The organism is Phreatobacter cathodiphilus (assembly GCF_003008515.1).
Taxonomy (GTDB): domain Bacteria; phylum Pseudomonadota; class Alphaproteobacteria; order Rhizobiales; family Phreatobacteraceae; genus Phreatobacter; species Phreatobacter cathodiphilus.
The window spans coordinates 3741456-3755369 of record NZ_CP027668.1 but is presented as its reverse complement, the minus strand read 5'-3'; the positions used below and the strand labels follow the sequence as shown (position 1 = coordinate 3755369).

Sequence of the window (13914 nt, the reverse complement as noted above, 5' to 3'; positions counted from 1 at the left end):
CCCCATGACAGACGCCTCGACCCACCTCCAGCGCCCGGCGCCGCCGCCCATGGCGATCATCGGCAACAGCACCATCGCCGCGCTGATCGACCAAAAGGCGCAGATTCTGTGGACGTGCTGGCCGCGGATCGACGGCGATCCGCTGTTCTCGGCCCTCGTCGGCGGACCTGATCCGCAGCGCGGATTCCTTTCGGTAGAGCTGGAGGGTATGACCGCGTCCACCCAGTCCTACGAGCGCAATACCGCGATCCTCATCACCATCATGACCGCGGCCGACGGCTCGGCCATCAAGGTCACGGACTTCGCGCCGCGCTTCAAGCAGTATGACCGCATCTTCCGCCCGCCGATGATCCTCAGGCGCATCGAGCCGATCGCCGGGACGCCGCGGGTCCGGGTGAAGATGCGGCCGACCATGGCCTATGGCCGACACGACGGTCGGCCGATCCCCGGATCGAACCATATCCGCTACGTCTCCGAGGCCGGCGCCGTGCGGCTCACCTCGGACATCCCCGTGGCCTACCTGTCGTCGGAGGCGCAATTCGTCGTCACCCGGCCGATGACCCTGATCATCCACGCCGACGAGACCTTCCCGAACTCCATCGAGAACGTCTGGTTCGCCTTCCTGCGCTCGACCCGGCAATACTGGCTGGATTGGGTGCGCTACCTCTCCATTCCCTACGAGTGGCAGGACGCTGTCATCCGCGCGGCGGTGACGCTGAAACTGTGTTCCTGCGAGGAGACGGGGGCCATCGTCGCGGCCCTCACCACCTCCATCCCCGAGGCGCCGGGCACGGGTCGCAACTGGGACTACCGGTTCTGCTGGCTGCGCGACGCCTATTTCACCGTGCATGCGCTCAACAAGCTCGGCGCGACCCTGACCATGGAGCGCTTCCTCGATTACATGCGCTCGGTCATCGCTACCGAGAAGGGGCCATACCTCAAGCCCGTCTACGCCATCGTGCCGGAGCATTCCCTGCACGAGTGGATTTCGGAATCCCTGACCGGCTTCGACGGCGACGGTCCTGTGCGCATCGGCAATGCCGCGGCCGAACAGGTCCAGCACGACGTGACGGGGAGCATGATCCTGGCGGCATCGCAGATGTTCTACGACCACCGCCTGCCGAAGCTCGGCGACGCCGCGCTGTTCCACGAGCTGGAGGCGCTGGGCGAGACGGCGGCCGCCATGGCCTTCGAGCCCGACGCCGGCATCTGGGAATATCGCGGTCGGCAGTCGATCCACACGCATTCCGCCGCCATGTGCTTCGCCGCCTGTGACAGGCTGGCGAAGATCGCCGAGCGTCTCGAGCTGAGGGTGCGGCAGGACTATTGGCAGGCCCATGCAGAGCGAATCCGGGCCGCTATCCTGGAGCGCTCCTGGAACGAGGCCGAGGGCTTCTTCGCCGCCAGCTTCGACGGCAGCGGCGCCGACGCCAGCACGCTTCTCCTCCACGAACTCGGCGTGGTCGAGGCCAGCGACCCGCGCTTCGTCCGCACGGTGGAGGCGCTGCAGAAGCGGCTGACGCGCCAGGGCTACCTGCTGCGCTACGACGAGCGCGACGATTTCGGCACGCCCTCGACGTCGTTCACCATCTGCACCTTCTGGCTCGCCGACGCGCTCTACGCCATCGGCCGGGTCGAGGAGGCGCGCGAGATCTTCGAGGCGCTGCTGGCGCGGCGCAACCATGTCGGCCTCCTGTCGGAGGACATCGACCCCGAGACCGGAGATCTCTGGGGCAACTTCCCGCAGACCTATTCGATGGTCGGCATCATCGTGACGGCCATGCGGCTGTCGCGCGACTGGATTCACTAGCCGCCGGCCCCTTGCGGGATCGGCATGTCACAGGCGTCCGGAGGCCCCGCTCGGGCCCGGCAGCAAGATGGAGGGGGCAAGGCGGTCGCGCTTCGGCGGCCCGAGCCCAGATCAGGCGCGATGAAGCAGTTCACCCGAGGGGCCGTCGTTCTGGCACTGGCCGTCATGGCCCTGATCGGCCTCTTCGCCGCACTCGTGCCGCTGTCGAACTCGCTGATCGAGCAATGGGCTCGCCGTGACGTCGAACTGCGCTCCGAACTCGTCTTCAACTCCATCCGCGACCGGGTGGAGCGGGAGATCGCCGGGCAGACCCAGGAGCTGATCCCCTTCTTCCAGCGCCTGACCACCGACGAGCGGATCATGGCGCTCGGCCTTTGTGACGCTGAGGGGCGCATCACGGTGGCGACGCCGCGCATGCCGCGCGACCTGGACTGCCGGATTCCGGGCGCGGCGGGCGTGTCCGATTCCGGCGCTCGCTTCATTCGCATCCGCATCGCCGGAGAGCGGGTGCTGATCGGCGTCTTCCCGATCGCGGCGGCCGGCCAGTCCGCCCATCTCGTCATCCTGCACGAGCTCGGCTTCGTCGCAGACCGCATCGGCGAGGCGCGCTGGTATCTCGTGATCGTCGGCCTGGCGCTGTTGCTGCTCGTCGGCGCCGTCGCGGCGCTCATCGTCGGCCTCCTGCAGCGACGTTACATGCGGGCGGTGCTGTCCAGCATCCAGGACCTCAAGACCGGGCGTCCGGCACGCTCGCGCAGCCTGATGGACCCGCGGGTACAGGAGGAGAGCCGGGAGATCCGCGGCCTCCTGCGCGACTTCCGCGAGAAGATCCGGCAGGAAGACGGCACGCCGGTGGAGTGGTCGCCCTCGACGCTGCAGGATCTCCTGGAAAAGGAGCTGCCGGACGCCGAGGTCTTCGTCGTCTCCAATCGCGAGCCCTATATCCACAACCGCGACGGGGACAAGGTGGTGGTGCAGCGGCCCGCCAGCGGCCTGGTCTCGGCCCTGGAGCCGGTCATGCGCGCCTGTGGCGGCGTCTGGGTCGCCCACGGCTCCGGCTCGGCCGACCGCGAAACCGTTGATGCCGACGACCATGTGGCGGTGCCGCCGGGCAAGCCGGCCTATCGCCTGCGCCGGGTATGGATCAGCGAAGAGGAGCAGGAGGGCTATTATTATGGCCTCGCCAACGAGGGGCTCTGGCCGCTCTGCCATCTCGCCTATGTCCGCCCGATATTCCGCGAGGCCGACTGGAACCACTATGTCGCAGTGAACCAGCGCTTCGCCGACGCCGTCGTGCGCGAGGCGACGCGGCCCGACCCGGTCGTCATGGTGCAGGACTATCACTTCGCGCTGCTGCCGCGGATGATCCGCGAGCAGTTGCCAAAGGCGACGATCCTCACCTTCTGGCACATCCCCTGGCCCAATGCGGAGGCCTTCGGCATCTGCCCGTGGAAGGAGGAGATCATCGCCGGTCTGCTCGGATCGACCGTGCTCGGCTTCCACACCCAGGCCCACTGCAACAACTTCTTCGAGACGGTGGACCGGTTCATGGAGAGCCGCATCGACCGCGAGCACCGCTCGGTGGTCTTGGGCGGCGAGGAGACGATGGTCCGGCCCTATCCAATCTCCATCGAATGGCCGCCGGCGGCCCTGCTCTCCCAGCAGCCGGTGGCCGTATGCCGGCAGGCGGTGCGCGAGCGCTACGGCCTTGCCCCCGACATGAAGATCGGCGTCGGCATCGAGCGCTTCGACTACACCAAGGGCATTCTCGACCGGCTGCAGGCGATCGACGAGTTGCTCATCCGCCAGCCGGAATGGAAGGGACGGTTCACCTTCATCCAGATCGTCGCGCCGACGCGGTCGAAGCTCGCCAGCTACACCGCCCTGCAGGAGGACGCCGTGCGGATCACGGCGGAGGTCAACGCCCGTCACGGCGGCGAGGGCTACCAGCCGATCCACCTCGTCATCCGCCACCACGAGCCGGAGGACGTCTACGAACTCTTCCGCGCCGCCGACATCTGCGTGGTGTCGAGCCTGCACGACGGCATGAATCTCGTCGCCAAGGAATTCGTCGCTGCCCGCGACGACGAACAGGGCGCCCTCGTCCTCTCGCGCTTCGCCGGTGCCTCGAGCGAACTCTCCGAGGCGCTGATCATCAATCCCTTCGACGTCCAGGGCATGGCGGAGGCCATCGGCCGTGCCCTGCTCATGCCGGAGGCCGAGCAGCGCGAGCGCATGAGGCTCATGCGCAGCCATGTCCGCGAGCGCAACGTCTATCGCTGGGCCGGTCAGATCCTTCTCGACGCCTCGCGCCTGCGCAAGCGCCAACGGGTGCAGGAATTCGCCAACGGCGATTGAGCGGGCACCCGGCGAAACCGGGAGGCTGCGCCCGCGTTCCGTGAAGGGCTGCAGGAGGCTGGCGTGACGACGAAGACGACCAAGGCGGGCGACGATCCGGTGATCGAAACCGACATTCCCGCGCGGCTGGACCGGCTGCCCTGGGGGCGGTTCCACACGCTCGTCGTCGCCGCGCTCGGCATCACCTGGATTCTCGACGGGCTGGAGGTGACGCTCGCGGGCACCGTCGCCGGCGCGCTGAAGGCGAGCCCGGTGCTGCAATTCTCCAATCTCGACGTCGGCCTCGCCGGCAGTGCCTATCTCGCCGGGGCTGTGCTCGGAGCGCTGTTCTTCGGCTGGCTGACCGACCGGCTCGGCCGCAAGAAGCTATTCTTCATCACCCTCACCGTCTATCTGGTGGCCACTGCCGCCACTGCCTTCTCCTGGAACCTCTGGAGCTTCATGCTCTTCCGCTTCGTCACGGGAGCGGGGATCGGCGGCGAATATGCCGCCATCAACTCCACCATCCAGGAGCTGGTGCCGGCGCGGGTGCGCGGCTGGACTGACCTCGTCATCAACGGCTCCTTCTGGATCGGCGCCGCGCTCGGCGCCGTCGGGGCCATCGTGCTGCTCGACCCCGCCCATCTCGCGCCGGATTACGGCTGGCGCGCCGCCTTCCTCATCGGCGCGCTGCTCGCCCTCGTCATCTTCCTCATGCGGCTGTGGCTGCCCGAGAGCCCGCGCTGGCTGATGACCCACGGCCGCATCGCCGAGGCGGAGGCCATCGTCGCCGGCATCGAGGCGCGGATGCGGGCCGAGGGCCACGTCATTCCCGACGTGCCGCTGCCGAAGGTGCGCCTCAGGGCGCGGGCCTCAACGCCCTTCTCGGACGTGTTCCACACGCTGCTGCACCGCCACCGCGGCCGTTCGGCCGTCGGCTTCGTGCTGATGGCGGCACAGGCCTTCTTCTACAATGCCATCTTCTTCACCTACGCCCTGGTGCTCACCGACTTCTACGGCATCGCCGCCAACCAGGTCGGCTGGTACATCCTGCCCTTCGCGCTCGGCAACGTGCTCGGTCCCATCGTGCTCGGCCGCTTCTTCGACACCTGGGGACGCCGTCCGATGATCGCGCTCACCTACACCATGTCCGGCCTGCTGCTGGCCGCGACGGGCTGGATGTTCGCGCAGGGGATGCTGACGGCGCAGACCCAGACCATCGCCTGGATGGTGATCTTCTTCTTCGCCTCCTCCGCCGCCAGCGCCGCCTATCTGACGGTCAGCGAGACCTTCCCGCTGGAGCTCAGGGCCCTCGCCATCGCCATCTTCTATGCCATCGGCACGGGCATCGGCGGCATCGTCGGCCCCTGGCTCTTCGGAACGCTGATCGAGACGGGCTCGCGCTGGTCGCTGTTCGGCGGCTATGTCTTCGGCGCCGTGCTCATGGTGATCGCCGCCGGCGTCATGCTGCGCTGGGGCGTGGCCGCGGAGCGGCGCTCCCTCGAGGATATCAGCCGCCCGCTCTCCCATATCGACTGACGGAACGCATCCGGCGCATGGCGGCTGCCCGCGGAGGCCACTGGTCTTTGCAGGAGTATTGATGATCGATACAACCGTTCCGAAAGGCGTTCAGCGCGCCTGTCGAGAGGATCATCGCCGTGTCGACGCAGCAGGGATTCGAGCGCCGCTACCAGGCGCCGGAGCGGGAACCGATCATCGAGGTGGACGAGCGCCTCTTCCTGAAGTCGGCCGCCCGGTCCTTCTACGTGCTCGAGGCCTTCGCCCGCAGCCCGCGGCCGCTGTCGCTGGCGGAAGTGGCGAAGGGCGCCAAGATATCGAAGAGCGCGGCGCAGCGCGTCGTGCAGACGCTGCTCGTTCTCGGCTATCTCGAGCGCTCCCCCACCGGCACCGGCGTGGTGCCGGGCCGCCGCATCCTCGACCGCTCCTTCGATTATCTCCGGTCGAACCCGCTGATCGAGCGGGCGACGCCGATCCTCACCGAACTGCGCAAGACCTGCGGCGAGCGGGTGGATCTGAGCCTCTTCGATGACGTGACGATCCTCTATGCGATCCGGCTGCAGAGCAAGCGCGAGACCTTCTACGCCACCCTCTCCGGGCGGCGCATGCCGACCTTCGCCACGGCCGGCGGGCGGGCCATGCTGGCCTGCCTCGACGACCGGCACGTCGACGACATCATCCGCCGCTCCAAGCTCGCCCCGCTCACCCCGAAGACCCTCGTCGACCCGGCGCTGATCCGCCAGCGCATCGAGGAGGCCCGGCGCGACGGCTATGCCTATGTGCAGGAAGAGGCGCTGATGGGCGAGATCGTCGTGGCTGCCGCGGTGGTGAAGGAGCGCAACATGCCGGCCGGCGCCATCCACATCGCGGGATCACTGGCCGACTGGTCGGCGGAGGAGTTCCGCAAGCGTTTCGCGCCGCTCGCCATCGAGGCCGCCCGCGCCATGTCCGGGTGACCACACCCCGATGTGATCGTTCGCCTTCCGCCGCCCGGCTTGCTGCGCTGCAGCACAGACCCCAGATCGGCCTCGTCCCTTTCCTCGTGGCCTTCGCGGCCACCCCTCTATCCCTCCCAGGAGACGCCCCATGAGCCAGGATCCGAGCCCGCTGTTCCAGCCCTTCACCCTCGGCGACCTGACGCTGCCCAACCGCATCGTCATGGCGCCGCTCACCCGCAACCGCGCGACGCCCGGTACCGACGCGGCGAACGCGCTCACCGCCACCTATTACCGCCAGCGCGCCAGTGCCGGCCTCATCATCTCCGAGGGCACCCAGGTCTCGCCCCAGGGCCAGGGCTATCTGCAGACCCCCGGTCTCTACAGCCCGGCCCAGATCGCCGGCTGGAAGACCGTCACCGACACGGTCCATGCCGCCGGCGGGCGCATGTTCGCCCAGATCTGGCATGTCGGCCGCGTCTCGCACGAATCGCTCCTGAACGGCGGCGCGCCGGTGGCCCCCTCCGCCATCGCCGCCAAGTCGAAGACCTATATCGCCGGCGGCTTCGCCGACGTGACGCCGCCGCGCGCCCTGACGCTCGACGAGATTCCGGGCGTCGTCGGCGAATATGCCGATGCCGCCGCCAACGCCCTGAAGGCCGGCTTCGACGGCGTCGAGATCCACGGCGCCAACGGCTATCTCATCGACCAGTTCCTGAAGGACGGCGCCAACCAGCGGCAGGACGCCTATGGCGGCTCGGCCGAGAACCGCGTGCGCTTCGGCCTCGAAGTGGTCGACGCCATCCTCAAGGTCTTCCCCAAGACCCGCCTCGGCATCCGCCTGTCGCCGGTCAGCCCGGCCAACGATACGGTGACCTCCGATCCGGCCCAGGTCTTCGGCCTCTTCGTCTCGGAGCTGTCGAAGCGCGGCATCGCCTTCATCCACGTGGTGGAGGGCGCGACCGGCGGCCCGCGCGACAACGTGCCCTTCGACTGGGTGGCGCTGCGCAAGTCCTTCTCGGGCGCCTATATCGCCAACAACGGCTATACCCGCGACCTCGCCATCGAGGCGGTGCGTGACGGCAAGGCCGACCTCGTCGCCTTCGGCAAGGCCTTCATCGCCAATCCGGACCTGGTGGAGCGCCTGCGCCGCGATGGGCCGCTGAACGAGCTCGACCGCGCCACGCTCTATGGCGGCGGCGAGAAGGGCTATGTCGACTATCCGGCGCTCGCCGACGCGGCGTGAGGGTCTCTCCCACGGTCGCCCCACGGGGGCGACCGTGTACCCCGGCCGTCAGGGTGAATGTCGGGGCAAGTCACTCGTCGAAGGCAGTCGGGTCGACGCGCTCAGCGGCGATTGGCGGAGAGGGAGGGATTCGAACCCCCGATACGGTTGCCCGTATGCCGCATTTCGAGTGCGGTGCTTTCAACCACTCAGCCACCTCTCCGCGGTCGCATGGGCGATGGACGAGAACCACCGCCGGCTGTTGAAGCGAAGCGCGACATAGCGGAACGGGGCGGCGCATTCAAGCGCTCCCTTGCCCGTCGCGACGAATTCCGGCCGCCCCGGCCGCGCCGCGGGCACGCGCCGGTCTGCCCGGTACCGGCCGCGGGAGGGGCAGGGGAGGGGCGGCGCCGGTGTCGCACGGCCTGCGATGGCGGCCGAGCGACTGAGAAAAAGCCCCTTCGATGCAGGGTTTTCCTTGACTCTCGTCGCCTTATCCATCATTGAGCCGCCTCTTGGAGGTTCAGCCTGCCCATGCCTGCGGGCGGCGCCGTGCTCCGGAATTGAGACCAACCGCTCCGCCAGGGGCGGCAAGACCAAACAAGAAGACGGCCGGCCGAGCCCTTCCGGGGTTTGCCAGGTCCCGTCGAGACAAGGACGAAGACGATGTACGCAGTCATCAAGACCGGCGGCAAACAGTACAAGGTTGCCGCCTCCGACACGATCACCATCGAGAAGCTCGAAGCCGAAGCCGGCGACGTGGTCGTGTTCCCCGAAGTCCTCATGGTCGGCGGCGACGCCGGCATCACCATCGGCGCGCCCTTCGTGGCCGGCGCCTCGGTTTCGGCCGAGATCGTCCGCCAGGCCCGCGGCCCCAAGACCATTTCTTTCCGCAAGCGCCGCCGCCAGAATTCCAAGCGCAAGAAGGGCCATCGCCAGGATCTGACGATCGTCCGCATCTCCGAGATCCTGGTCGACGGCGCCAAGCCCTCCAAGGCCGCCGCTCCGAAGAAGGTCACTCCGGCCGCCGAGGCCAAGCCCCAGGGCATCGCCGCCATGCCCGCCGCCGGCGGCCTGGACTCGTCCAACCTGTCGCTGATCGCCGGCATCGGCCCGACGATCGAGAAGAAGCTGCGCGCCGCCGGCATCACCTCCTGGGAGCAGATCGCCTCCTGGAGCGAGGCCGACCTCGAGGCGAAGGACAAGGAGCTCGCGCTCCGTGGCCGCGCCAAGCGTGAGGAATGGGTCGAGCAGGCCAAGGAACTGCTGGCGGGCAAGCCGCCGCGGGCCAAGGCCGATCAGGCCGAGCAGAAATCCGGTGAGGACTGGTAAGCGGCGTCCTGCTGTTGCCATCTTCGTGAATCAGACGTCTTATAAGACATAACGGAATCGGGAGCTCCTCATGGCTCACAAAAAAGCAGGCGGCTCGTCTCGGAACGGTCGCGATTCGAATGCACAGCGTCTCGGCGTGAAGCGCTTCGGCGGCCAGTCGGTCGTCTCGGGGAACATCCTCGTGCGCCAGCGCGGCACCAAGTTCCATCCCGGCACCAATGTCGGGCTCGGCAAGGACCACACGCTCTTCGCGACCGTCGACGGCCGCGTAGAATTCCGAACGAAAGCGAATAACCGTACCTACGTGTCGGTTGTTCCGATGATTGCCGCCGCAGAGTAACAGGCGGCACCGACATCGGAGCCGCCGGCGAGTTCGCCAGGCCGCTCCGCTGATCGAAGGATCGAGGATCAAGGGGCGCCAGGCGAGACAGCCGGCGCCCCTTTTTCTTTCGGTCCTGGAAATGGTTCCAGGCCCGGCCACAGGCAAGGGAAGGAACCTGCCATGACTGCCCTGGAAACCGAGCTGGAAGGCCGCTGCGGCGGCGAATTGCTGGAGAGCTGTATGCCCGTCCTCGAGACGGAGCGGCTGGTTCTCCGTGTGCCGCGTTTCGAGGACGTCCCGGCGGTCGTGGCGCTGGCCAATGACCGACGGATTGCCGAGATGACGGCCAATCTCCCCCATCCCTATGCGGCGAAAGACGCGGAGACGTGGATCGCCAACGCCTGGACCTCCCAGGACCATCCCCTTCTCATCACCCTGAAGACCAACGGCGCGCTCGTCGGCGCGACGGGCTTCGTGATGCCCGAACTCGGCGATCCCGAAATCGGCTACTGGCTGGGCACCGCCCATTGGGGCCGCGGCTACGCGACGGAGGCCGCCCGCGCCGTCGTCGACCATCTGTTCACCGACCGCGGCGCCGAGGCCGTGGCGGCCCGCGCCCGGGTCGTCAATCCGGCCTCCCGGCGCGTCATCGAGAAATGCGGCTTCCAGTGGATCGGCGCGGGCCTCACCCGCTCCCGGCTGCTGGCAAGCTCGGTGCCGGTCGACAAGTTCCGCCTCGACCGCACACTCTGGGCCAGCCTCAAGGCCTGGCGCGACCCGATCCTGAGGCGCTCGGCGCCGAAGGTCCTCATCGGCGAGCGCTCCTGAGCCCCAGCCCTTGCCGGACGGCCCGCCGGTTCCATACCGGCGGGCGCACCACGGAGGTCGTGTTGTCCGCCGATCCCTCTCCCTGGCTCGATGCCGTTCCGCTGGCGACGCGGCGGCTCGTTCTGCGCCAGCCGACCTTCGCGGACGTGCCGCGTCTCGCCCTCTATGCCGGCGACATCGACGTCGCCCGCATGCTGGTCGCGGTTCCCCACCCTTATACGGAGGCCCATGCCTCGGCCTTCATCGGCGACGCCATCGCCTCCAATCTGGCGGGCGATTCGCTGGCGCTCGCGCTCGCACGGCTGCGCGAGCCCCACGCCTTCATCGGCATGATCACCTTCACCCGTCAGGGGAGGGCTGCGACCATCGGCTGGTGGCTCGGCAAGCCCTATTGGGGCCGCGGCTTCGCCACCGAGGCGGTTTTGGCCATGGCGGGCCTCGCCTTCCGCGACCCGGCCGTCGACCTCCTCAAGGCCGGAGCCTTCGAGGACAATCCGGGCTCGCTCCGGGTGCACGAGAAGACCGGCTTCGTGCGGACCGGCCTTTCGTCGCGCGCCAGCAAGGCGCGCGGCGCGACGGTCTCCCATGTGGAGATGGAACTGACGCGCGAGGCCTTCGCGGCGTTGAGCCTTGCGCCCGCGAGCGCTAAGGGAGGCGTATGAGCACCCCGTCCATCCCCATCGGCGTCGTCACCGTGTCGGATCGCGCCAGCCGCGGCGTCTACGAGGACAAGGGCGGCCCCGGCATCGTCGCGGCGCTGACCGATCTCCTCGCCTCGCCCTGGCACCCGATCGCCCGCGTCATCCCCGACGAGCGCGACGCCATCGCGGCGGCGCTGGTCGAACTCGCCGACGTCGAGGCCTGCCCGCTCATCCTCACCACCGGGGGCACCGGTCCGGCCGTCCGCGACGTGACGCCCGAGGCGACGGAAGCGGTGTGCGAGAAGATGATGCCCGGCTTCGGCGAGCTGATGCGGCAGGTAAGCCTGAAGGTGGTGCCCACCGCCATCCTGTCGCGGCAGACGGCCGGCATCCGCGGCCGCTCGCTCATCGTCAACCTGCCGGGCAAGCCCTCGTCCATCCGCGAATGTCTCGACGCGGTGATGCCGGCCATTCCCTATTGCATCGACCTCATCGAGGGGCCGCGGCTGGAGACCAACCCGGCCCATTGCGTCGCCTTCCGGCCGAAGGGGGCGTGACGGCGGCCTTCACGGCGCCGGGTGGCCGGTCTAGCCTCTCTCCCACCACCACGGGAGAATGATCCATGGACCGTCGCGACGCGACCGCAGCTCTCTTCGGCCTCGGGGCGCTCTCCGCCTTCGCGAGGCCCGCGTCGGCGCAGGCTCAGGCGGGGCGCGTTCCGCCCCTCGGCGGCGCGATCACCGACGTGGCGGGCGTGAAGATCGGCCACTTCACCGACACCCGTCGGCCCACCGGCTGCACCGTCCTTCTCGCCGAGGAGGGCGCGACGGCAGGTGTGGACGTCCGCGGCGCAGCGCCGGGCACGCGTGAGACCGACCTGCTGAACCCGACCAACCTCGTCGACCGCGTCCACGCGGTCATGCTGTCGGGCGGCAGTGCCTTCGGCCTCGAGGCTGCGACGGGGGTGGTGCGGTGGCTGGAGGAGAAGGGCATCGGCTTTCCTGCCGGCCCCGCCCGCGTGCCGATCGTACCGGCGGCGATCCTCTTCGACCTCGGCATGGGCGACCACCGCATCCGGCCGGACGCCGAGGCCGGCTACCGGGCCTGCGCCGCCGCCACGGCCGAGGCGCCTGCCGAGGGATCCGTCGGCGCGGGGACCGGAGCGACCGTCGGCAAGGCCTATGGTCTCGCCCGCGCCATGAAGGGCGGCATCGGCACGGCGTCGGTGAAGGTGGGCAAGGTGACGGTCGGCGCCCTGGTGGCGGTCAACGCGGTCGGCGACGTCATCGATCCGCGCTCCGGCGAGGTGATCGCCGGCACCCGCACGGAAGACGGCCGCCGGCGCCTCGGCCTGACCCAGGCGATTCTGCGCGGCGAGCTCCCGCCGGCCCTCCAGGCGGGCATGGCGACGACCATCGGCATCGTCGCCACCGACGCCCAGTTGACCAAGGCGCAGGCAACCAAGATCGCCCAGCAGAGCCATGACGGCCTTGCCCGCACCATCGACCCGATCCACACCATGTGGGACGGCGACACCATGTTCTGCGTCGCCACGGGTAAGAGCGGCGTGACCGGCAACATGATGGCGCTCGGCGCCATCGCCGCTCAGGTGACCGCGGCGGCGGTCATCCGCGCCGTGCTGGCGGCGAGGATGGTGTCGGGGGCGGGCGTGCCGGCCGTGCCATCGGCGGCCGAGTTCTGAGGAACGGCCTGCACCTCAGCGTAGGCGCTCCAGCACGCTGACGTAGTTCGCCACCGCGGCGCCGCCCATGTTGAAGATGCCGCCGAGCTTCGCGTCCTTCACCTGGATGCCGCCGGCCTCGCCCATCAGCTGCATGGACGAGAGCACGTGCATGGAGACGCCGGTGGCGCCGATCGGATGGCCCTTGGCCTTCAGGCCGCCGGAAGGGTTCACCGGCAGCTTGCCGTCCTTCTGCGTCCAGCCCTCGAGGATGGCGCGGGCGCCCTGACCCTCGGCGGTGAGGCCCATCGCCTCGTATTCGATCAGCTCGGCGACCGTGAAGCAGTCGTGGGTCTCGACGAAGGAGAGGTCGGAGAGCTCGACGCCGGCCTCAGCCAGCGCCTTGCCCCAGGCCTTGGTGCAGCCCTCGAACTTCAGGATGTCGCGCTTCGACATGGGCAGGAAGTCCTGCACATGGGCCTGGCCGCGAAAAGCGACGGCCTTCTTCATCTTGAGCGCGGTGGCGGTATCGGTGATGACGAGCGCCGCCGCGCCGTCGGAGACCAGCGAGCAGTCGGTGCGCTTCAGGGGACCCGCGACGAAGGGGTTCTTCTCGCTCTCGGTGCGGCAGAAGTCGAAGCCGAAATCCTTGCGCATCTGCGCATAGGGGTTCTCGACGCCGTTCTTGTGGTTCTTCGCCGCGATCATGGCGAGGGCGTCGGACTGGTCGCCCCAGCGCTGGAAATAATTGTGGGCGATCTTGCCGAAGACGCCCGCGAAGCCCGCCGGCGTGTCGCCGTCCTCGGGCAGGTAGGAGGCCTTCAAGAGGTTCTTGCCGATCTCGGGGCCGGGCGTCTTCGTCATCTGCTCGACGCCGACGACCAGCACGACGCGGGCATCGCCCGCCTTCACCGCGCGCACCGCCTGGTGCACGGCGGCCGAGCCGGTGGCGCAGGCGTTCTCGACGCGCGTCGCCGGCTTGAAGCGCAGGCGCGGATCGGCCTGCAGCACCAGCGAGGCGGTGAAGTCCTGGGGCGAGAAGCCGGCGTTGAAATGGCCGAGCAGGATCTCGTCGACGTCGTCCGGTCCGATGCCGGCATTGTCGAGCGCCTCGTTCGCCACGCGGATGATCAGGCTTTCGACGGTTTCGGTCTCGAGCTTGCCGAAGGCGGTGTGAGCCCAGCCGACGATGCAGGCGGTCATGGTGGCGGTTCCCGGAACTGATGAGGTGTCGTTACACAATAGGCGGGCGGCCGGCCTTTCGCCATCCTCCGTCCGGCGCATG

General features: G+C 68.7%; 12 protein-coding genes and 1 tRNA gene. 11 read left to right on the top strand and 2 right to left on the bottom strand.

Annotation, left to right across the window (positions count from 1 at the left end; genetic code table 11):
* Window positions 1-4 precede the first annotated feature (4 nt).
* The 5 genes from C6569_RS17975 to C6569_RS17955 all read left to right on the top strand — a co-directional run bounded on the left by C6569_RS17975 (window position 5) and on the right by C6569_RS17955 (window position 7846).
* A complete protein-coding gene (locus C6569_RS17975; RefSeq protein WP_245898146.1) occupies window positions 5-1810 on the top strand; it encodes a glycoside hydrolase family 15 protein in 1806 nt (601 codons plus the stop codon).
* Window positions 1811-1930: 120 nt separating this feature from the next.
* Window positions 1931-4168, top strand: a complete 2238-nt coding sequence (locus C6569_RS17970) for an alpha,alpha-trehalose-phosphate synthase (UDP-forming) (RefSeq protein ID WP_106750169.1) — start codon at window positions 1931-1933, stop codon at window positions 4166-4168.
* Between the two features lie 63 nt (window positions 4169-4231).
* Window positions 4232-5686, top strand: coding sequence for an MFS transporter (locus tag C6569_RS17965; protein WP_245898145.1), 1455 nt, complete (start codon window positions 4232-4234; stop codon window positions 5684-5686).
* 119 nt (window positions 5687-5805) lie between these two features.
* Complete coding sequence (locus C6569_RS17960) at window positions 5806-6621, top strand: IclR family transcriptional regulator (RefSeq protein WP_245898144.1); 816 nt, start codon at window positions 5806-5808, stop codon at window positions 6619-6621.
* A gap of 130 nt (window positions 6622-6751) precedes the next feature.
* The gene (locus C6569_RS17955; RefSeq protein WP_106750167.1) at window positions 6752-7846 is read left to right on the top strand and encodes an alkene reductase; all 1095 of its coding nucleotides are present in this window, start codon (window positions 6752-6754) and stop codon (window positions 7844-7846) included.
* Window positions 7847-7958: 112 nt separating this feature from the next.
* On the opposite strand, the gene C6569_RS17950 is transcribed toward C6569_RS17955, so the two are convergent.
* Window positions 7959-8048 (bottom strand) — tRNA-Ser (locus C6569_RS17950).
* A 443-nt stretch (window positions 8049-8491) separates the two neighbouring features.
* Here C6569_RS17950 and C6569_RS17945 point away from each other — a divergent pair.
* From C6569_RS17945 to C6569_RS17920, 6 genes are all read left to right on the top strand, one after another.
* Window positions 8492-9157 carry a 50S ribosomal protein L21 gene (locus C6569_RS17945; RefSeq protein WP_106750166.1) on the top strand — a complete coding sequence of 222 codons (666 nt, stop codon included), beginning with the start codon at window positions 8492-8494 and terminating at the stop codon, window positions 9155-9157.
* A 70-nt stretch (window positions 9158-9227) separates the two neighbouring features.
* Window positions 9228-9497 (top strand): 50S ribosomal protein L27, encoded by a 270-nt coding sequence (rpmA, locus tag C6569_RS17940; protein ID WP_106750165.1) that lies wholly within the window; start codon window positions 9228-9230, stop codon window positions 9495-9497.
* Window positions 9498-9659: 162 nt separating this feature from the next.
* A complete protein-coding gene (locus C6569_RS17935) occupies window positions 9660-10307 on the top strand; it encodes a GNAT family N-acetyltransferase (protein WP_106750164.1) in 648 nt (215 codons plus the stop codon).
* Window positions 10308-10369: 62 nt separating this feature from the next.
* The gene (locus C6569_RS17930; protein ID WP_181313803.1) at window positions 10370-10969 is read left to right on the top strand and encodes a GNAT family N-acetyltransferase; all 600 of its coding nucleotides are present in this window, start codon (window positions 10370-10372) and stop codon (window positions 10967-10969) included.
* Entirely contained in the window at window positions 10966-11505 is a 540-nt protein-coding gene (gene mog, locus C6569_RS17925; protein WP_106750162.1) for a molybdopterin adenylyltransferase, read from the top strand. Before C6569_RS17930 ends, mog begins: the two co-directional genes overlap by 4 nt.
* Before the next feature lie 65 nt (window positions 11506-11570).
* Window positions 11571-12650: a P1 family peptidase gene (locus C6569_RS17920; protein WP_106750161.1), complete on the top strand. Its 1080-nt coding sequence runs from the start codon at window positions 11571-11573 to the stop codon at window positions 12648-12650.
* 15 nt (window positions 12651-12665) lie between these two features.
* Here C6569_RS17920 and C6569_RS17915 read toward each other — a convergent pair whose 3' ends face one another.
* A complete protein-coding gene (locus C6569_RS17915; RefSeq protein ID WP_106750160.1) occupies window positions 12666-13832 on the bottom strand; it encodes an acetyl-CoA acetyltransferase in 1167 nt (388 codons plus the stop codon).
* Window positions 13833-13914 lie beyond the last annotated feature (82 nt).